Origin of the sequence: Paraburkholderia sp. HD33-4, assembly GCF_021390635.1 — a bacterium.
In the GTDB taxonomy this organism is placed as follows: domain Bacteria; phylum Pseudomonadota; class Gammaproteobacteria; order Burkholderiales; family Burkholderiaceae; genus Paraburkholderia.
This window is the reverse complement of sequence record NZ_JAJEJS010000001.1, coordinates 662157-681414: the sequence shown is the minus strand read 5'-3', so window position 1 is coordinate 681414 and position 19258 is coordinate 662157. Positions and strand designations below refer to the sequence as shown.

14 protein-coding genes are annotated in these 19258 nt (G+C 62.9%); 10 read left to right on the top strand and 4 right to left on the bottom strand.

The genetic code is table 11. The annotated features are described in order from the left end of the window. Positions 1-409: 409 nt before the first annotated feature. From L0U84_RS03070 to L0U84_RS03055, 4 genes are read left to right on the top strand one after another with little or no spacing between them, the layout of a single operon-like run. Positions 410-1381 (top strand): glycosyltransferase, encoded by a 972-nt coding sequence (locus tag L0U84_RS03070; protein ID WP_233847621.1) that lies wholly within the window; start codon positions 410-412, stop codon positions 1379-1381. Further along, positions 1378-3573, top strand: coding sequence for a glycosyltransferase family 2 protein (locus L0U84_RS03065; protein ID WP_233847618.1), 2196 nt, complete (start codon positions 1378-1380; stop codon positions 3571-3573). The genes L0U84_RS03070 and L0U84_RS03065 overlap by 4 nt, the downstream gene beginning before the upstream one ends. Then, the gene (locus L0U84_RS03060; RefSeq protein ID WP_233847611.1) at positions 3566-6820 is read left to right on the top strand and encodes a glycosyltransferase family 4 protein; all 3255 of its coding nucleotides are present in this window, start codon (positions 3566-3568) and stop codon (positions 6818-6820) included. The genes L0U84_RS03065 and L0U84_RS03060 overlap by 8 nt, the downstream gene beginning before the upstream one ends. Continuing rightward, positions 6817-7932 carry a glycosyltransferase gene (locus L0U84_RS03055; protein WP_233847608.1) on the top strand — a complete coding sequence of 372 codons (1116 nt, stop codon included), beginning with the start codon at positions 6817-6819 and terminating at the stop codon, positions 7930-7932. Before L0U84_RS03060 ends, L0U84_RS03055 begins: the two co-directional genes overlap by 4 nt. A 59-nt stretch (positions 7933-7991) precedes the next feature. Here L0U84_RS03055 and L0U84_RS03050 read toward each other — a convergent pair whose 3' ends face one another. The 4 genes from L0U84_RS03050 to L0U84_RS03035 are packed head-to-tail and all read right to left on the bottom strand — an operon-like array spanning position 7992 to position 11614. Then, positions 7992-8900: a hypothetical protein gene (locus tag L0U84_RS03050; RefSeq protein WP_233847602.1), complete on the bottom strand. Its 909-nt coding sequence runs from the start codon at positions 8898-8900 to the stop codon at positions 7992-7994. Further along, positions 8897-9487, bottom strand: coding sequence for a histidine phosphatase family protein (locus L0U84_RS03045; protein WP_233847600.1), 591 nt, complete (start codon positions 9485-9487; stop codon positions 8897-8899). The genes L0U84_RS03050 and L0U84_RS03045 overlap by 4 nt, the downstream gene beginning before the upstream one ends. 5 nt (positions 9488-9492) lie before the next feature. Beyond that, positions 9493-10503 carry a glycosyltransferase gene (locus tag L0U84_RS03040; protein WP_233847597.1) on the bottom strand — a complete coding sequence of 337 codons (1011 nt, stop codon included), beginning with the start codon at positions 10501-10503 and terminating at the stop codon, positions 9493-9495. A gap of 49 nt (positions 10504-10552) precedes the next feature. Beyond that, a complete protein-coding gene (locus L0U84_RS03035) occupies positions 10553-11614 on the bottom strand; it encodes a glycosyl transferase family 1 (RefSeq protein ID WP_442793967.1) in 1062 nt (353 codons plus the stop codon). Positions 11615-12054: 440 nt separating this feature from the next. Here L0U84_RS03035 and L0U84_RS03030 point away from each other — a divergent pair, with 440 nt between their 5' ends. The 6 genes from L0U84_RS03030 (at position 12055) to L0U84_RS03005 (ending at position 19236) form a co-directional block, all read left to right on the top strand. Continuing rightward, positions 12055-13011 carry a class I SAM-dependent methyltransferase gene (locus tag L0U84_RS03030; protein ID WP_129956851.1) on the top strand — a complete coding sequence of 319 codons (957 nt, stop codon included), beginning with the start codon at positions 12055-12057 and terminating at the stop codon, positions 13009-13011. A 42-nt stretch (positions 13012-13053) separates the two neighbouring features. Continuing rightward, positions 13054-14127, top strand: a complete 1074-nt coding sequence (locus tag L0U84_RS03025) for a zinc-dependent alcohol dehydrogenase (RefSeq protein WP_233847595.1) — start codon at positions 13054-13056, stop codon at positions 14125-14127. A gap of 76 nt (positions 14128-14203) precedes the next feature. After that, positions 14204-15355, top strand: coding sequence for a methyltransferase domain-containing protein (locus tag L0U84_RS03020; protein ID WP_233847593.1), 1152 nt, complete (start codon positions 14204-14206; stop codon positions 15353-15355). Between the two features lie 101 nt (positions 15356-15456). Next, positions 15457-17694 carry a YfhO family protein gene (locus tag L0U84_RS03015; RefSeq protein ID WP_233847591.1) on the top strand — a complete coding sequence of 746 codons (2238 nt, stop codon included), beginning with the start codon at positions 15457-15459 and terminating at the stop codon, positions 17692-17694. 185 nt (positions 17695-17879) lie between these two features. Continuing rightward, positions 17880-18830 carry a glycosyltransferase family 2 protein gene (locus tag L0U84_RS03010; RefSeq protein ID WP_233847588.1) on the top strand — a complete coding sequence of 317 codons (951 nt, stop codon included), beginning with the start codon at positions 17880-17882 and terminating at the stop codon, positions 18828-18830. Next, positions 18823-19236: a GtrA family protein gene (locus L0U84_RS03005; RefSeq protein ID WP_326491152.1), complete on the top strand. Its 414-nt coding sequence runs from the start codon at positions 18823-18825 to the stop codon at positions 19234-19236. Before L0U84_RS03010 ends, L0U84_RS03005 begins: the two co-directional genes overlap by 8 nt. Positions 19237-19258: the final 22 nt, after the last annotated feature.

Here is a 19258-nt window from a genome sequence, read left to right as displayed (position 1 = left end):
ACCTGGGCGCTAGAATGTCTGCGCTGCCGCGACCAAGCCGGCAGCCTCAACACGCGGCACGAACGTCGGGCCGTGATAATAAAACGGACCTGCGCCCGCTGGCGCGTCGTTCGTACACTTGGTAACAACTCAAACATATTCGCGCATGTGGAATTCGTGGTATCGATCCGACGTGCTCGACAACAGCACACTCAGGCCCGGTCGTTGGCCGTGCGAACGGGCTCCGGCCGGCGCACCGGCAAGCCAGCGCCTGAAGGCCGCGCAAACGCGCGGCGCGCATCCACGTGAATGCCCCGAATTTGCCCGGTCCCGCCCGGTCCCGCCGCCGATCCCGCGCGTTACGCGCAGCGGCGTGCCACGACGTGCTGGTCTGAAGAAAAGAACTGATTGAGCGACTAGAGTCCCACCTATGAAAGTATTGTTCGCCACCTACCCGATGGCTTTCCATACCCCCGGCGGCGGAGAAATCCAGTTGCTTGCGTATCACAAGCATCTGCCAGCGCACGGCGTCGACGTCACGCTGTTCGATCCGTGGAAGCCGCGATTTCTCGAACACGACGTGGTGCATTTCTTCTCGTGCGTCGGTGGCTCGGTGCACTTCTGCAACTTCGTCAAGCAACTCGGCTTGCCGCTCGTCGTGTCGTCGAGCCTGTGGGTGACGGAGGAAACGAAGCATCTCTATCCGATCGGCGAGATCCATCATCAGTTTTCTCTCGCGGACCGCGTGGTCGCGAACTCCGAGATCGAGTGCGACACGCTCGCACGCATCTTCGATCTACCGCGCGAGAAGTTCGTGAGCGTGTTGAACGGGGTCGAACAGAGCTTTTACGAGCCGGCCGCGGCGGAGTCGTTCCGCCGTGAATACGGTATCGAGGGGCGCTTCATCCTGAACGTCGGCAACATCGAGCCGCGCAAGAACCAGCTCGCGCTGATCCGGGCGGTGAAGTCATTCCCCGATCTGAAGCTCGTGCTGATCGGCCATCAGCGCGATCCCGAATACGCGAAGGCGTGCTTCGACGAGGGCGGCGAGCAGGTCGTCTACGCCGGCACGCTGCCTCACGATTCGCCGCTGCTGCGCTCCGCCTACGCGGCCTGCGAAGCGTTCGTGCTGCCGAGCACGCTCGAAACGCCGGGGCTCGCCGCGCTCGAAGCGCACGCCGCCGGCGCACGCATCGCGGTCACGAAAGTTGGCTCTACCGAAGAATATTTCGCGCAGCATGTCGCCTACCTGGATCCGTTCGACGTCGACAGCATCGCCGGATCGATTCGCGCGGCGCTCGCACAACCGCGCGGCGCTGTCGCGGCCCCGACGCGAGATCTGACCTGGCAGGCCGTCCTGTCGCCCTTGAAAGACCTCTACGACTCCCTGCAGACGAAATGACAAAACCCGTGACGAACCTCATGAAGAACTTCGAACTTCGTCCCCTGAATAACGTCGAGGCGTCCTCGAATTCCGGCTTCGCGTGGAGCGCGACGAACAGCGATCCGCAGTTCGAGCTGACGGGATGGGAAGATCTGTCGGGTCGCGCCGCGCGTATTTCGTTCGAGCTCGCGAAAGAAGACATGCCGGCTTCGCCGTGCATGATCTATTTCGATGCGGGCGCGGGCATGTCGGAGCACGCGACGATCGGTCTCGTGGTCGATGCGGACGGCCGGGTGGATCAGGTCGTCGCGTTTCCGCCGCTGGTCGGTCCGTTGCGCCTCGATCCGATCGCGCGCTCGGGACTGTTTTCGGTCAACGGCTTTAACGTCGAACTGGTGGCCGACGCCGACTGCCCGACGGAGCTGCTCGAACGCGCGCGCCGGATGGCGTCATGGGGCGGCGGCGCGCAGCCCGCGCCGGCCCCCACCGTGGGCCACACCTATCAGGAATGGATCGAGCGGCACGAACCGCCCGCGTCGCATTACCCGGAACTGCGCGCGCGCTCGAAGGCGTGGGCGCTGCAGCCGCTCATCAGCATCGTGATGCCGACCTACAACACGCCGGCTAAATGGCTGCGCATGGCGATCGATTCGGTCGTCGACCAGGTCTACGAAAACTGGGAATTCTGCATCGCCGACGACTGCTCGACGAACCCCGAGGTCAAAGAGGTGCTCGACAGCTACGTCGCGAAGGATCCGCGCATCAAGGTCGCGTATCGCACGACGAACGGTCACATCAGCAACTCCAGCAACACCGCGCTCGAGCTTGCCGTCGGCGAATTCGTCGGCCTGCTCGATCACGACGACGAACTGCATCCGCTCGCGCTCTACTGCGTCGCCGAACTGATCAACGCGCATCCCGACGCGACGGTGATCTACAGCGACGAAGACAAGATCTCGATCGACGGAGTCCGCTCGGACCCGTACTTCAAATGCGACTTCAACTACGATCTGTTCCTGAGCCAGAACATGATCTCGCATTTCGGCGTGTACAAGACTTCGGTCATGAAGGAGGTCGGCGGCTTCAGAACCGGCTTCGAAGGCTCGCAGGACTACGACCTCGCGCTGCGCGTGATCGATCGCGCGGGTCATCACACGGTGTATCACGTGCCGCGCGCGCTGTATCACTGGCGCATGATTCCCGAGAGCACGGCGGCCGGCCATGAAGCCAAACCGTACGCGCACATCGCGGCGATGCGCGCACTCGACGAACACCTCGCGCGCAACGGCATCAACGCCCACACCGAGCACGCGCCGGGCACCGACGCGTTCAACAAGGTCGTGTACGACCTGCCCGAGGCGCTGCCGTCGGTGGAGATCATCATTCCGACGCGCGATTCCGCCGGACTCGTCGAGCAATGCGTGGAATCGGTGCGGCAGAAATCGAGCTATCCGAACTTCCGCATCACGATCATCGACAACGGCTCGGTCAAGCAGGAAACGCACGACCTGTTCGCGCGCCTGCAAGAGGACGAGCGCATCAAGGTCGTGCGCGACGATTCACCGTTCAACTACTCGGCGCTGAACAACCGCGTCGCGCTCGCGAGCACGGCGGACTTCGTCTGCCTGATGAACAACGACATCGAAGTGATCAACGCCGACTGGCTCGAGGAAATGGTGTCGGTCGCGCTGCAGGCGAAGGTCGGCGCGGTCGGCGCGAAGCTGCTGTATCCGGACGATACGATCCAGCACGGCGGCGTGGTGCTCGGCGTCGGCGGTATCGCGAGCCATGCGCACAAGCACTTCCCTAATACGCACCCCGGCTACTTCGCGCGCGCGCGCCTGCGCAACGTGATGTGCGCGGTGACCGCCGCGTGCCTGCTGATCCGCCAGTCGATCTACAAGGAAGTCGGCGGCCTCGACGAACAGTTACACGTCGCTTACAACGACATCGATTTTTGCCTGCGCGTGCGGCAAGCGGGCTACCGCAATGTGTGGACGCCCTACGCGGAGCTTTATCATCACGAATCGGCAACCCGCGGCGCCGAAGACACACCGGAAAAAATCAGCCGCTTCAACCAGGAATCTGAGTTGGTCAGACAGCGCTGGGGGCATCTGTTGATGAACGACCCTTGCTATTCACCCAATCTGACACTGACTGCCGACGATTTTTCTTTTGCTTGGCCTTCAAGGATTGCAAATCTTGATTAATCTGGGACCCAAAAAAAACAAGACCGGATGGCTGGCAGAGTACCGCCATCCATCGCCGGGGGAACTGTTCTGCCTGCCGAGCGCGATCTACTTTCTGATGAAGTTCAGAGCCGATCTCGCGCGCTTCAATTCCAAAGTGCTGGATGACCGGGTCACGCTGTACTTCTGGTGGGAAATGTCGGCGCGCGAAACGTATCCGGACTTCAACTGGGTACTGCGACAGGAAGACCTCGAATATTTGCGTCAGCTCGACAACGACACGCTGATCGAGCGTCATCCGGACGCCGTCACGTACTGGCTCGGCTCGACCAAACCGAGCGTGCTCGATGCGAAGCATCTGAGCGAGACGCTGCACGAGCCCGTCACGGTGCTCGAAGAAGCCGGCCTGCAATTGCCGAAGCTGATGACGATGATCGTGCGCAATCGCGGCGATCTGTCCCAGGCATTCAACCTGAACACGCTGACTGGCTATCTGAACTGCCTCGACTGGTGGGAGCAGTATGGCCAGACCACCTGTCCGCGCGTGACGTGGCGCCCGCCGATCGCGTGGCCCACACTGCTGGAACCGATCGATCCGGCCGACTCCAGCGCGATGCCGTTTCCGCGCTTTCTCGCGCTGATCACGACCGAGCGGCCCGATCTGAGCAGCGCGTTCAACCTGAGCAGCTTCACCTCGCGGCTCAACGCGCTCAGCTGGTGGGAAGACCACGGCCAGCGCGAGTATCCGCGCATCAAGTGGTCGCAGCCGCCGATCGGCGGCTTCATGCTCGAGCCCGAAGCGCCTCCCGCGGACGGTGGCCCTTACGTGCCGCGCTTCCTTTGCGAGATCTACAAGGATCGCCCCGACCTGCAGGCGACCTTCCAGCTGCAGTCCCTGCGGGGGCGGCTCAGCTGCCTGTCGTGGTGGATCGAACACGGCCAGCATCAGTACCGCTCGATCAAATGGGTGCCGCCCACCACGCCCGCGCAGATGTTCGAGCCCGAATGGGGCTCGCATGCCGACTGGTTGCCGGTGCCGCGCTTCCTGCGGCTGCTGCACGGCGAGCGCCGGGATCTGCAGGAGCTCTGCTCGCTCGACAGCTTCACCGGGCGCCTGAAATGCCTGTCGTGGTGGATCGAGCACGGCCAGCACCAGTATCCGGCGATTCACTGGGGCGTGCCGCCGGTGCCCGACAGCCTGTTCAGCATGGAAGCCGGTGAGCAAGGCGCGCTGCCGCTGCTGCCGCGCTTTCTGCTGCTGATCTGGAACGAGCGGCCCGACCTGCAGGCGTCGTTCAATCTGGGCAGCTTCCGCGAGCGGCTCGGCTTCATTTCGTGGTGGGAGAAGCACGGGCACGACGAGTACTACGCGATCAAATGGTCGCCGACTCATCTCGCCGAAGAACCGTCGATCAAATGGGTGCCGCCCACCACGCCCGCGCTGATGTTCGAGCCCGAATGGGGCACGCACGCCGACTGGCTGCCGGTGCCGCGCTTTCTGCGGCTGCTGCACGGCGAGCGCGAGGATCTGCAGGCACTCTGTTCGCTCGACAGCTTCACCGGGCGCCTGAAGTGTCTGTCGTGGTGGATCGAAGCCGGGCAGCACCAGTATCCGGCGCTTCACTGGGTCATCCCGCCGTTGCCCGACAGTCTGTTCGGCGCGGCAGCGGGCGAGGAAGGCGCGTTGCCGCTGCTGCCGCGCTTTCTGCTGCTGATCTGGAACGAGCGGCCCGATCTGCAGGCATCGTTCAATCTGAGCAGCTTCAGCGAGCGGCTCGGCTTCATCTCGTGGTGGGACAAGCACGGGCACGACGAGTACTACGCGATCAAGTGGTCGCCGACTCATCTCGCCGAAGAGCTCGCGAGAATCGACGACGAGCAGCCGGCCGACGACACCTTGCTGCCGCGCTTCCTCACGATGATCGCGAGCGACCGCCCGGATCTGCGCGAAGCGTACGACCTGAGCACCGCGGACGGCCGCGACCAGCTCGTGCGCTGGTGGAACGAGTGGGCGTCGACCGAATATCCGCTCGTCGGCGCGCTGAAGGTGCGCTGGACCGAAAGCTCCGATGGCGCCGACACCGCCGACGACGAATCCGATGACGACGCGCGCGAGCCCGCCCGTTATCACGCGCGCGTCGAAGGCGTCGGCTACGGATTCGGTGTCAACATCATCGGCTTCCCGCAAGGCGTGCTCGGCCTCGGCGAAGACGCGCGCATGGCCGCACGCGTGCTGCAACTCGGCTCGACACCGGTCACGCTGCTCAACGCGCCGATGGCGGGACCCGCGCGTCTCGAACACTCGGTCGATCATCTGATCAGCGACGAGCTGAAGTACAACATCAGCCTGATCTGTCTGCCGGCGCCGGAAATGGTGCGGCTCGCGCTGGAAGGCGGCCGCAAGCTGATCGACGCGCCCACCCACAAGATCGGCGCATGGCCGTGGGAGCTGCCTCACTGGCCGAATGCGTTCGGCAACGTGCATCAGATGGTCGACGAAATCTGGGCGCAAAGCCGCTTCGTGCAAAGCGTCTACAGCCGGCTCGGCAATACGCCGGTCTACCAGATGCCGATGGCGGTCGAGGTGCCCGCGCCGCTCGAGCCGAAGCGCGAGCGCTTCGGCTTGCCGACCAACGAGTTCCTGTTCTACCTGATGTTCGACGGCAACTCGTGGCTGAGCCGCAAGAATCCGCTCGCCGGCGTGCAGGCGTTCAAGCAGGCGTTCGGCAGCAGCTCGCCGGGCGTCGGGCTCGTCATCAAGGCGATGAACGTGCGCGACGACGACCCGGTGTGGCGCGCCGTGCTCGACCTCGCCGCGGGCGATAGCCGTATCCACATCGTGTCCGAGCGTCTGAGCCGCCAGGATTCGACCGACTTCATGGCCTGCTGCGACGCCTACATTTCACTGCACCGTAGCGAAGGCTTCGGCCGCGTGATCGCCGAGGCGATGGCGTTGGGGCAGCCGGTCGTGGTCACGAACTTCTCGGGCAACGTCGACTTCTGCGAACCCGACACCGCTTTCCTCGTAGACGGCGAACTCGTGCCGCTGCGTCCCGGCGACTACCTGTTCGCCGAAGGTCAGTACTGGTGCGATCCGGATGTATCGATCGCGGCGGAACAACTCAAACGCATGATCGACGATGCGCCACTCCGTGAGCGCATCGCACTGTCGGGGAAGGCGCGCATCGAGCGCGATTACTCAGTCGAGGCAGTCGCACGCGCGTATGCGCGACGATTGAACGACATTGCGGAGGCGAAGAAGATATGACGCTGCGGGTATGTGCTCCGGACATTTTCTCGGGCGATGCGGTGGGTAACCACTGCATCGGTTTCGTACGCATGGCTGAACGTCTCGGCATGAGGGCCGAGCTGTATGCAAGCGGTTTCGAGGAGGGAACGAATGGAGTGCGCCCGCTTGACGCGTTATTCGAAGAGGTCACTCGCGACGATGTAGTCCTGCTCAGTTACTCGATCTACGATCCGTACCTCGAGCGGATACTCGCGCTCGACTGCAAGAAGATCTGCTACTTCCACGGTGTAACGGACCCGCAGTTGTTGCGCGCACTGGAACCGCGCACCGCGCAGTTGTGCGACAAGGCACTCGCGCAACTGCCACTGCTCGCGGGCTTCGACGCCGTCGTCGCGAATTCACGCGGCACCGCGGCGAGCCTCGCCGGCATCGTCGCGGCGGACGCCATCAAGGTCGTGCCGCCGATCTTCCCGGACATGTACGTGTTCCAGCGCGAAGGGCCGCGCAAGGGCCGCAAGCGCCCGGAGCCGAACCTGTTGATGGTGGGTCGCGTGGTGCCGCATAAACGCATCGAAGACGGCATCGAGATTCTGTCGTTGCTGAAACAGCGCAATTTCGGCGCGACGCTGAGCATCGTCGGCAGCACGCCGAACTACGATTACCTGAAATTTCTGATCAATCACGCGCGGCGTCTCGGCGTGCTCGAGCAGGTCGACTTCAAGGGCATGCTCGACGACGCCGATCTATTCGAGTGCTACGAGTCCACCCACGCGCTGCTCGCGATGAGCCGCCACGAGGGCTTCTGCGTGCCGGTGCTCGAAGCAATGCATTACGGCAAGCCGGTGTTCGTACGCGGCGGCACGGCCGCTCAGGAAATTTGCCCGCCGGACTGCGTATTCGACGCCCATGCCGAACTCGCCGCGTGGATACCGGTGATCACGCAGCGCGTCGGCCCTACCCACGGCCGCAGTCCGATCGACGCGTCCTTCGTCAAGCACGCCGACGGCGTGCTGCAACGTGCCGGCGACGAGGTATGGCGCAACATTTTCGTCGGCGCCGGTGTCGGCATGCCTGCCGCGTCAACACACGCGCGTGCGAGTACGGCGAGCGTTTCCGCTGAGAAGCGATAGGTAGTCAGCGCCGCCGCTCACCAACGCATCTCGGCGCGATCCAACCCGATCGCGCCGCGTTACTCGTTCGTCACAGGTGGCTTGCCGGCCCTGTCGAAGTCGATCGGCTGCCCCGTGTGCGGATGCGGCGTGAACGAGAAATGCGCGCGCACGTACTTCTGCGAAAGCGTGCACAGCAAATCCATCAGAGCAATCTGCTCGGACGGAAAGACCGGCGCGCGGTCCGCTGCGTCGATCGGTTTTTGCATGTAGCGCACGATGTCTTTTTCGAAATCGCTGACGCAATAATCGAGCACCTGGTCGCCTTCGATCGGATAAGCGGCCACCTTCAGTTCGGGACGCAGCGACAGATACGTGCTGAACAGACGCTCGGCGACGAATGGCAGGAACGGTGCGTCGTCCGAGTGGACCGTGGGTTCCAGCACGCCGCGCGCGGCTTCGGTGCCGCTCTGTGTTTCGAGAAACGTGGCAATCGGCTCGAGCACCTTGCCGACGTAGTTCTCCCAGAACGACTCCGAACCGACCCAGAAATTGCAGTAGCACAGCGTATGCGGCGACTGACGGGGCGCCTCGCGCAGATTCCACGCGATGCCGCAGGCGTCGAGCAGTTGCTGGCTGCGCTCGACGAGTCCCGGATGCGCATGCTCGCCCTGCATCCACGCGGTGTACGAGAAATACGCGAGCTGCGGAAACGGATTGATCATCCAGACGTCGGCGCCGGCATTGGCCTGCACGAACTCCAGAAAGCGGCTGCCGTCTACGCGCGCCTTCAGCGCGAATTTCGGCGAGAAAAGGCCGGTGATCTGCTGCTGCCGATGCATGCCCTTGCGGTACATGTCGACGAGAATATAGAACTCGCGCCACGCGGCGTGAGCGTTGTCGCGCATCTCGAGCGGATAAAAAGCCTGTTCGGACAGCACCTGCCCCGGCGCGTAAAGCGGCTCGAAAATCTTGATCGATGCACTCATGACAGCCCTGCGATCTGCAGATAAAAGTTTCCGGTATGCACGTTGCGCCGGAACAGCGTGAGCGACGCATTCGGCACCAGCACGTTGGGAAAGCGGGACAACGGCACGTTCAGCAGGTATTGCGAGATCACCGAGATCGGTCCGGCGTGGCACACGGCGGCGATCAGGCCGGGCTGATCCGCGTGCCGCAGCACCTCCTCCTCGAGCCAGTTCACCGAACGCGCGGCCAGCTCGAGATGCGACTCGCCGCCCTCGTAACGGTCCGACAGATGTTTGCCCCAGTCGGGAAACGCCAGACGAAAATCTTCGGCCTTCCAGGTCGCGAACCGCCCCGCATTGGTTTCGCCGAGCCGGGCGTCGACGGTCCAGTCGCTCCTGTCCTCGAACAGCACTTCAGTGGTCTGTAACGCGCGCCGCCATGGGCTCGAAAAAACGCGGTCGGGCACGAACCCGTGGCTTTGCATCAGCGTGCGCAGCTTCGCGGCCTGCTGCAGGCCATGTTCGGTCAACTCGTCCTGCTCGGTCGAGTTCAACAGGCCCGCCACGTTGGCGTGCGATTGACCATGGCGAATCAGAAGAAGATCCATAGGTGTTAGCTGTTTTGGGGCTTGGGGCCGGGCAAGGCCTTCAGGAACATCGACGAGATGCGTCGCACGCTGAAACGGTCGAACACATCGGCATAGGCATTGCGGCGGATCGACTGCCGCAGCTGCGCGTCGCCCAGCATGTCCTCCAGCGCGCGTGCCCAGCTCTCAGCCGTGTTCGACGCAATGTAGCCCGTCTCACGATGCTTGACGTTTTCGCGGTAGGTCGGGCAATCGGAATAGATGCTCGGAATGCCGAGGCTGCCGTAGTCCGCGTATTTGATCGGCGACTTGCACGAGTTGAAAAACAGCGTCTCGGGATCCTCTTCGGCACCGAGCGGCACGATCGCGAACGTGTAGCCTTCGTCGCGAATGGCCTGCTTGTATTCAAGGTTGCCGCGGCTGCCGCGATGCGTCATGCGCGGAATTGTGTTGAGTTCCGGAAACGGATCGCCCCAGAAGTCGATCGACACGTTTTCGTGGCGTGCGAGAAAGCTGCGCAAGGTGCCGAAAAACTCCTTGCGAAAGCTCACGAGCTTGATGCCGTCGAGATTGGAGAAGATGATCTTCGGCGGCTGCGCTTCGCTCCACAGTTCCGGCGACAGGTCGAACGCCTGATCGTCGAAGCCGTTCGGGATGATCAGCACGTCGTCCGAGCGCCGCACCTTGCGCATGCGCTCCTGCAACAGCTGATTCGACGCCGTGGCAGCGCTCGCTTCGCGAATCATCGCGAGCACGTTGTAGAGCACGTCCTCGTTCATTTCGAGCACGCTCCACGACGGCAGATCGAGCAGCCAGTCGTCGAGATCGTAAATCGTATGAAGGCCGAGTTCGTTCGCCATCCGCATGATCTTCAGCGACAGGTTCGACACGTGCTTGTTGAACAGCACGACGTCGAAGCGATGCAGATGGCTGACGCCAACGTCCGCCTCCGAAATCTGCTCCCACTCGATCAGCTGGTGGCGCTGCATGTACGAAAGCAAAGGCGCGAAGCGCGCGCCGATGGTGCGCGAATTCATTCGCCCATCGGTCATGGAGCGCCGCTGTACGACGAGCAGTCGGGGAATTTTAGTAATTTGTGAGGCCGGCATCGATCAGGGTTCTGATTAGGTCTGCTGCTACCGTGCTCGACGAGTGCCGTGCATAGACGCGTTCGTAGTTGCTTTCAATCTTTTTGTCCCTGGCCGGGTCGGTCAGGGCAGCCTGAATGGCGGGAACGATGTCCGGCGCGCGGGTGGAAGCCGCGTACCAGACATTGTCGTCGAAGTGCTCGCGCTGCCAATCCCCATCAACCATGACGAGCGGCTTCTTCACGAATGCGCCTTCGAGGCACGAGCGCCCGGGCGGATCGAAGCTCGGCTCCGCCACCACCAGCGCGCTGGCGAGCGCGGAGCGCAACAGCGCGCTGCACGGCTGGATGAACGGCAGGAAATGGATGCCGCGACGCGCCTCGCGCACGCACTGCCGGTAGTACTCCTCGTCCCTGAAACCGCCGACCATCAGGCCGTTCATGTCGAGCTGGTTCAGCGCGCGGATCAGTTCGAGCTGATTCTTGATCGGCTCGATCAGGCCGAGGCACAGCACGTAGTCCGAGACGTCGCAGACGGTGGGCAACAAATCCTTGTCGGCGGGCAGCAAAAACCGGTCGGATATGCCGGAGCCCACCACCACGCATTTTCCCGGATCGACCGTGATGTACGCGTTGAAGTGTGCGAGCTCGGTCGAGGACTTGAAGAGCAGCCGCTCGGCACGCTGCACGAACGCCTCGATGCGGCTGATTTCCGCCGCGTCGGGCGCGCTCAACCACCAGACGTTCGGCCACAGGAAAAGCTTCTTGCCCTGATTCACGGTTTCGCGAACGATCGCTTCGCCGTCCGCATGGACGGAGAAGTGCATCACCGCGTCGTAAAAGCGGAGCGGACGGCTGCGAATGCCGTAAATGTCGGCTTGTACGTCCGAATCGTTGAGAAGTTCGGCGACCTGCACCAGTTCCGACTCACCACCACCGCTCGTCATGAACGCGGTACTGTGAGTGGTCAGGAGAATTTTAAAATGCATATTGCGGGCTCCGTCCCGAATCGTCCCGTATCGTGGGCGCTGCTGCCGTCCGCCGGACGGTGCGGAATTCACGCGTTCGCGCCATTGCGAAACTGGCGCGACCGTTATCGGCAGGGGCTTGATTTTACGCCAAATCGTAACGCAAACGGCCGTCCCGGCGACGCGGCGAACACTCTGCGCCAGGCTTTCGGAACTCCTTACGTGGCTTACGGAAACGGCGGCCGCCCCGCCCTGTCCGCCGCGCGATCGCGACCCGCGCGCGCCGTCCGCGGGAAGCGGGGAGCTCGATACCTTCGGGCACGCGGCCGTGCCGATTGCTCCGACGAATAATTTGTAAGTAACGGTAAATGCTCGCCGATGTCGGAACATCCGGAAATATTGGGCGTGCAGAATACTGGCGGTACGATAGACTGGCCAGCCGTGACCGCCGGGCCGCCAGCCAGTCCGCATATCGTTACAGGTCCGCGCTTCTGTCATGGCTTTTCGCAAATTCCTTCAAGCGGAGAAACAAGATGTCGGCATCGCCCGAAGTTCTCGATTCACTTGCCGCACAGCATCCCGAGATTGCGGAACTGATCGCTGAACGGGACAAGTATCGCGACGCGCTTCAGGTCAACATTCCGCACTTTTCGAATCTCGGCGACGTGCCTCCGGGCCACTACTATTCGCCGATCCCGTCGATCGCCGACATCAAGCAGGACGAAGCACGCCTGTTCGGCAACGTTTCGCGCACGCTGCCCGGCATCGAGTTCAACGAAGAGGCGCAGGTGCGGCTCGTCGGCGAGTTCGCCGACAGGTACTACGGCGAGATGCCGTTCGAGCCGCACAAGAAAGACGGCTTGCGCTTCTACTTCGAGAACGTGATGTTCTCCTATGGCGACGCAACCTCGCTGTACTGCATGATTCGCCACCTGCGGCCGCGCCGCATCGTCGAGATCGGCTCGGGTTTCTCATCCGCCGTTTCGCTCGATACCAACGACCTGTTCTTCGACGGCCAGATCCAGTGCACCTTCGTCGAGCCGAACAACGAACGCTTGCTGTCGTTGCTGACGGAGAAGGACAAAGTCACGTCAAAGATCGTCAAGTCGCTAGCGCAGGACGTCGACCTGTCGGTATTCTCGGAGCTCGAAGCAAACGACATTCTGTTCGTCGACTCCTCGCACGTGAGCAAGATCGGCAGCGACGTGAACCGCATCGTCTTCGAGATACTGCCGATCCTCGCGCCCGGCGTGCACGTGCACTTTCACGACGTGTTCCTGCCGCTCGAATACCCGCCGCAGTGGATCTACGAAGGTCGCGCGTGGAACGAAGCCTATCTGCTGCGCGCCTTCCTCCAGTACAACAGCGCTTTCGAAGTTGTCCTGATGAATACGTTCATGGGACACTTTCACGCTGATCTGATGAACGCGCGGATGCCGCTCTTCATGCGCAATCCCGGCGCGAGCTTCTGGATTCGAAAGACACGTTAGGCGCCGCAGCGCAAGCGTTTCACTTTTTGCGGAGATTCATAGATGACTTCGACGAACGCGCTCGAGCATCGCACCGAAGGCGCGTCCATGCGAGCCGGCTTGCAAGACGGCCTGCGCGCAATGAAGGTCGGCCGCATCCCGGTGCCTGAACTGCTACCCGGCACCGTGATCGTCAAGGTGGCGAGCGTCGGCATCTGCGGCAGCGATCTGCACGCCTATCGGAACGTCGACGTCCACCAAAGCTTTCCGAACGGCCACGAACTGAGCGGCACCGTGGTCGAGATCGGCGAAGGCGTGACGAGCGTGCGCGTCGGCCAGCGCGTCACGCTCGACATGGTGATGGGCACCGCATGCGGCAAATGCGAGTACTGCAAGCTCGGCACGCCGATTCACTGCCGCGCGCGCGAATTTCCGTTCGGCGGCGGCTTTGCCGAATACGTGCGCACCAAGGAATCGGGCGTATTCCCGCTGCCCGATGCCGTCGACGATCAGCTCGGCGCCATCGTCGAGCCGGTGGCGGTCGGCATCCACGGGTGTCGCAAGATGCCGATCGCGCGCGGCTCGGTCGGCGTCGTGATCGGCGCGGGCACGATCGGCCTCGCGGCGCTCGCCGCGGCGCTGGACGCCGGCAGCGAAAAAGTCTACGTGGTCGCACGACATGCGGCTCAGGCCCGCGCGGCGCTGGCGATGGGCGCCACCGCGATCCTGCCGGCCGATCGCGCCGAAGCGCTCGCCATGGTCGAACAGGCAACCGGCGGATTGGGTGCGCACTATGCGATCGAAGCCGTAGGCGGAACGGCCGACACGTTCGACTTCGCCTGTCAGTTCGTGCGCCCGCTCGGTCACGTGAGCGTGCTGGGTGCCTTCGACCACGGCTTCAGGAACATCGAAATCATCAAGCCGCACATCAAGGAACTGACCATTCACCTGCCGAACTGTTACGGCTACATCGACGGACAACACGACTTCGCGCTTGCGATCGATCTGCTGGCGCGCAAGGGCGATACGTTGCGCGCCATGATCACGCACGAGCTGAGCCTCGACGAGGTCGACGAGGCCTTCCGTCTGGCCAGCGACAAGAGTTCAGACTCCATCAAGGTGCAGATGCGAACCTGATCGTGTAAGTGATCGCGCGCAATGCGGTGAACATCGGTCATATCTGAAAGCGGTGCCGCCAATACGAGGAGGCAACATGGCGAAGGAAGACAATGCTCTCAGCATCGATGAGATTCGGGACAAACGGCGTTGCCGTTTGCTGAAAGGACTCAGCGTCAAGGACAGCGTGGGCGTCGAGATAGGTCCGCTGTGCTGGCCTCTCGTGCGGCGTCGCGACGGCGGTGAAATCATCTACGTCGACCACACGGACACGCCGCACCTGCGTCAGAAGTACAAGGACGATCCTCATCTCGACATCGCCGAGATCGTCGATGTGGACGCGGTGTGGGGTCGCAACACGCTGCATGAAGCGATCAGGGGCCGCTATGTCGACTACGTGGTGGCCTCTCACGTCGTCGAGCATGTACCCGATCTGGTGACGTGGCTCAGAGAACTGGCGGCCGTTCTCAAACCAACCGGCGAAGTGCGTCTCGTCGTTCCCGACCGGCGCTATACCTTCGACTATTTCCGCCGCGAAAGCCGCCTGCCCGAGGTACTGTCCAGCTATATCGCCCGTGCGCGGGTACCGCAACCCTACTCGCTGCTCGATCACTGCCTGTCCGCCGCCGAGGTGTCGACCCTCGAAGCGTGGCAAAAGCGCATCGATCCGCACTCGGTCAAACGGCATCACACATGGCAAGGTGCACTGCATCTCGCGCGCGACGCATACGAAAACGGCACGTATCACGATGTTCACTGCTGGGTGTTCACGCCGCGCTCGTTCGCGAAACTGATCGCCGATCTGTGCGAGATGAAGCTGATCGATTTCGCATGTGAAGACTTCACCGACACGCTGCGCAACGACATCGAGTTCTCCGTCGTGATGAGGCGCTCGCGCGATCCGCAATATATCGCCGAGAGCTGGCGGCGGATGGCGCAGGCGGCCAGCGACGCAACGCCGGAAGTGCCGTTCGGACGCACGCGCCGCAAACTCCAGCAATTGCGCACCCGCCAGGACGACGAAAAGAGCGCGGTGCGCGTGTTCGGGCAACGCAGCGAACTGGACCCCGACGAACCGATCGCGTTGCCGCCCGATTTCGATGCACGGGAATATCTCGCCGTGAACACGGACGTGGCGGCGGCCGGCGTGGACCCGGTCGCGCATTACCAGCACTTCGGGTGGAAAGAGGGGCGGGCGATTCGCCGTTCCACGGTGGCGCAGGTGCCGGTCACATCGGAAGCGCACTGAGACAGCCCGTCCAAAGATGGGCGCATGGCTGGGTGGATGGTGCCGTAAAGACTTTGGAATGCTAGGATGGCGCGCTGTTACCATCCATTCGTCCGCAGCACATGCCTCCTGTTGAATCTGCCGAGCGACTGGCGCAACGTCGCCAGCTCGCGATCTGCGTCGCCATCGTCATCTTCGCTCCCCTGCTGGTCAAGGCGCCATTACTGTTCGGGATTCTGGTTGCCGATCCATTCGCGATTTACAGCGGAATCGCCACCAACGTAGTGCCGGGTCCGTTCGGCGGCTTCCCTCCGATGCCGACCATCGACCCGAATATCGCCTTCACCAGCCACACGCTTGGCCATCGTGCCGCACTCGATATTCTGTCGGGCCACCTGCCATGGTGGAATCATTACGAGGGTGTGGGCATGCCGCTCGCCGGCGAAATGCAGGCGGCGGCCCTGTCGCCGCTGAACGTCCTGCTCGCGTTGCCCGACGGCCAGCTGTACATGCATCTTTCGCTGCAGATCATCGCGGGATTGTCGACCCTCGCGTTATTGCGCAGGCTCGGCTGTACACCGCTCGCCGCGGTCGCGGGCGCGCTGGCCTTTCAGTTCAACGGCACGTTCGCGTGGCTTGCCAACGCCATCATCAACCCCGTGCCGTTCCTGCCGATGGTGCTGCTAGGCGTCGAAAATCTTCGCGAGCACATTGCCGAGGGGCGGCGCGGCAACGCGGCATGGATCATCATCGGCATTGCCGCTTCGCTGTATGCGGGCTTCCCGGAGGTCGCCTATCTGAACGGCCTGCTGATCGTCGTCTGGACGCTGGTGCGCGCGGCTTCGCTGCCGGGTGCTGCGCGTTTGCGCTTCGTCGGTCACGTCGCGGTAGGTGGACTCGTCGGACTGATCATCTCGGCGCCGATCGTGCTCGCGTTCTTCGATTACCTTCCGCTCGCCGACACGGCCGGCCACGCGGGAGACGGCTTCGCGACGGTGATCATGCCGAGCTCGACGCTGCTCGCCACCTGGATGCCCTACGCGTTCGGCGGCATCTTCCAGCTGCAAGGATTGGAGGTGTTCTGGGGTCAAGTCGGCGGCTATGCCGGCATCGCCTTGTCCGTTCTGGCGTTGTATGGCGTATGCGGCAAACGCCTGCGCGGCTTGCGTATCGCGCTGGCAGCCTGGGTGGTGGTGACGTTCGGCATGAGCTTCGGCGTGCCTGGCATTCATTGGCTCGTGCGCGGGATTCCCGGCGTGAAGCTTGCCGCGTATTTCCGCTATTTCCCGCCTTCGTGGGAACTCGCGCTGTGCGTGCTGGCGGCGCTCGCCCTGACGGATATCGGCTCGCAGCCCCGTTCGTCGCGACTCAAGCTCGCAGTGGTCGCCGTCGCGCTCGCCTGCCTGATCAGCGTCATTCCGATGGTCAATCAACACATCGTGCCCGCCGGAATGATCGCTCAGCTCGGCGCGGTAATCGGCCTCGCGATGCTCTTTGCCGTCGCGATCGTCGCGTGGCGTACCGAGGCGATCAGCTCGCCCGCGAGAGCGCTCGCCATCGTGCTGATCGTCGAGAGCGTGGTCAATTTCTTCGTGCCGACGCTCAGCAATCCGCGCGAGGAGACCGTTCATCTCGCCGGCGTACGCTATCTGCAGGACAACCTTGGGCTGAACCGTTTCGCAACGTTCGGTCCGGTCGCGCCGAATTACGGCTCGTATTTCGGCATCGCGTCGATCAACTACAACGATCTTCCAGCGCCTGCCGACTGGACGCACTACGTCACCACCCATCTCGATAGCAACCAGGACCCCATTCCGGGCGTCACGCGGCACGACCCCAACGGGCCGTCCGCGGCCGATAGCCTGGTCGCGAACATGGCTGCCTATCAGCGCATCGGCGTGCGCTACGCGCTCGTGCCCGCCAATATCGACGCCCCTCAGTTCGAGAAGCTGCGCGGCTATCTGTCGAGCGCGCCGACTCCGGGCCTGAAGGAGGTCTATCGCGACGAGGTCATGCGGATTTTCGAACTGCCCGCGCCGGCGCCCTACTTCGATGCGCCCGGCTGCACGGTCACGCCGAAGGATCGCGACGCGGCTCACGTGCAATGCGACGCGCCGTCGAAGCTGTCGCGTCTCGAACTGTTCATGCCGGGCTGGCGCGTCACGGTGAACGGCAACGGCACCCCGATTGCACGCAGCGCCGAAGTCTTCCAGCAAATCGAATTGCCTGCCGGCAGCTCCGACATCCAGTTCCGCTTCTTGCCGATGCATATGAAATGGGCGTACCTGGCGCTTCTCTTCGGCTGCCTCGTGTTCGTATTCGACGCGGTGCGCGGCTGTCGCGCCGGCAAGGTCCGCTGATCGCGCGCCGCCTGATTGCCGATGCCGCGCGTGTGTCGCGCGGCATCGGCTTACGATGTGCCGCCGGGAAGCCCTACGGCTTCAGGTAAAATTACAGAAAAAGAGGCAAGCTTTCGGCGCCTTTCATCATTCACAGGCGGCCTGCGCACGCGACAGGACGCAACCTGCAAAAGACCTCATCGCATATGGTTGACACCTCTGCTGTTCGAATTGCCGTCGTCATTCCCTGCTACAACGAGGCGGCCGCGATCGGCACCGTCGTCAGCGACTTCCGCAAAAGCCTGCCCACCGCGGACATCGTCGTATTCGACAATAACTCGAAAGACAACACGGCCGAGGTCGCGCGCGCGGCCGGCGCCGAGGTCATTGCGGTACCGCTGCAAGGCAAGGGCAACGTCGTGCGCCGCATGTTCGCGGACGTCGACGCGGACGTCTTCGTCATGGTCGACGGCGACGCGACTTACGATGCGGCGGCCGCCCCGATGCTCGTCGACCTGCTGATCGAAAACAAGCTTGATATGGTCGTCGGCTCGCGTCTGAGCGACGAGCAAACCGCATATCGGCTGGGCCACCGCTTCGGTAACGTGCTGCTCACGCAATGCGCGGCGACGATTTTCGGCAAGACCTTCAAGGACATGCTGTCGGGCTATCGCGTGTTCTCGCGCCGTTATGCGAAGACCTTCCCGGCGCACTCCAAAGGCTTCGAGATCGAAACCGAACTGGCGGTCCATGCGCTCGGTATGCGCATGCCGGTGGCGGAAGTCGAAACACGCTATTCGTCGCGTCCCGAAGGCTCGGAAAGCAAACTCAACACGTATCGCGACGGCTTCAGAATCCTGATGATGATCCTGAAGCTCTTCAAGTCGGAAAAGCCTTTCGCGTTTTTCACGGCCGGCTTCGCGATTTGCACGCTGCTGTCGATCGCGTTCGCCATCCCGGTCTTCACGACCTATTTCGAAACCGGCCTCGTGCCGCGCATTCCAACCTTCATTTTCAGCACCGTGCTGATGCTGCTTGGTGCGATCCTGCTGATCTGCGGCATCGTTCTCGATACGGTCACGCGCGGCAGAAACGAGCTGAAGCGCATCGCCTATCTCGCGATCCCCGCCCTGAAATCGCGGAGCCACGGTGGCTAAGCTGCACCGCGAATTCATCTGGTTTGCGATCGCCGGCGCGGTCGGCTTCGGCGTCGATGCGGGCGTGCTCTATGCGGCACTGGCGCTCGGTTGCGGCCCCTATGTGGGGCGATTGATCTCGTTCCTGTGCGCCGCCTTCGTCACGTGGCAGATCAATCGGCGCATCACGTTCACCGCGGCGGCGGGCACATCGCTGTGGCGCGAATGGTGTCAGTATCTCGCCGCGATGTCGCTTGGCGGCGCGTGCAACTACGGCGCCTATGTGCTCACTTTGCATCTGCTGCCGCGCGGCCCGGCGAGTCCTTTGCTGGCCGTCGCGGCCGGTTCCATCGCCGGTATGTTCGTGAACTTCGCGACGGCGAAGCTGTGGGTCTTCCGAGCCGCGCCGAAGAACGAAGCGAAGTGAGTCACTGCGATCGCGGCCGCCC

Excerpts from the sequence above, each read along its gene's own strand:
- L0U84_RS03070 (WP_233847621.1), top strand. The coding sequence starts at position 410 with ATGAAAGTATTGTTCGCCACCTACCCGATGGCTTTCCATACCCCCGGC.
- L0U84_RS03065 (WP_233847618.1), top strand. The coding sequence starts at position 1,378 with ATGACAAAACCCGTGACGAACCTCATGAAGAACTTCGAACTTCGTCCC.
- L0U84_RS03055 (WP_233847608.1), top strand. The coding sequence starts at position 6,817 with ATGACGCTGCGGGTATGTGCTCCGGACATTTTCTCGGGCGATGCGGTG.
- L0U84_RS03050 (WP_233847602.1), bottom strand. The coding sequence starts at position 8,900 with ATGAGTGCATCGATCAAGATTTTCGAGCCGCTTTACGCGCCGGGGCAG.
- L0U84_RS03045 (WP_233847600.1), bottom strand. The coding sequence starts at position 9,487 with ATGGATCTTCTTCTGATTCGCCATGGTCAATCGCACGCCAACGTGGCG.
- L0U84_RS03040 (WP_233847597.1), bottom strand. The coding sequence starts at position 10,503 with ATGAATTCGCGCACCATCGGCGCGCGCTTCGCGCCTTTGCTTTCGTAC.
- L0U84_RS03030 (WP_129956851.1), top strand. The coding sequence starts at position 12,055 with ATGTCGGCATCGCCCGAAGTTCTCGATTCACTTGCCGCACAGCATCCC.
- L0U84_RS03025 (WP_233847595.1), top strand. The coding sequence starts at position 13,054 with ATGACTTCGACGAACGCGCTCGAGCATCGCACCGAAGGCGCGTCCATG.
- L0U84_RS03020 (WP_233847593.1), top strand. The coding sequence starts at position 14,204 with ATGGCGAAGGAAGACAATGCTCTCAGCATCGATGAGATTCGGGACAAA.
- L0U84_RS03015 (WP_233847591.1), top strand. The coding sequence starts at position 15,457 with ATGCCTCCTGTTGAATCTGCCGAGCGACTGGCGCAACGTCGCCAGCTC.
- L0U84_RS03010 (WP_233847588.1), top strand. The coding sequence starts at position 17,880 with ATGGTTGACACCTCTGCTGTTCGAATTGCCGTCGTCATTCCCTGCTAC.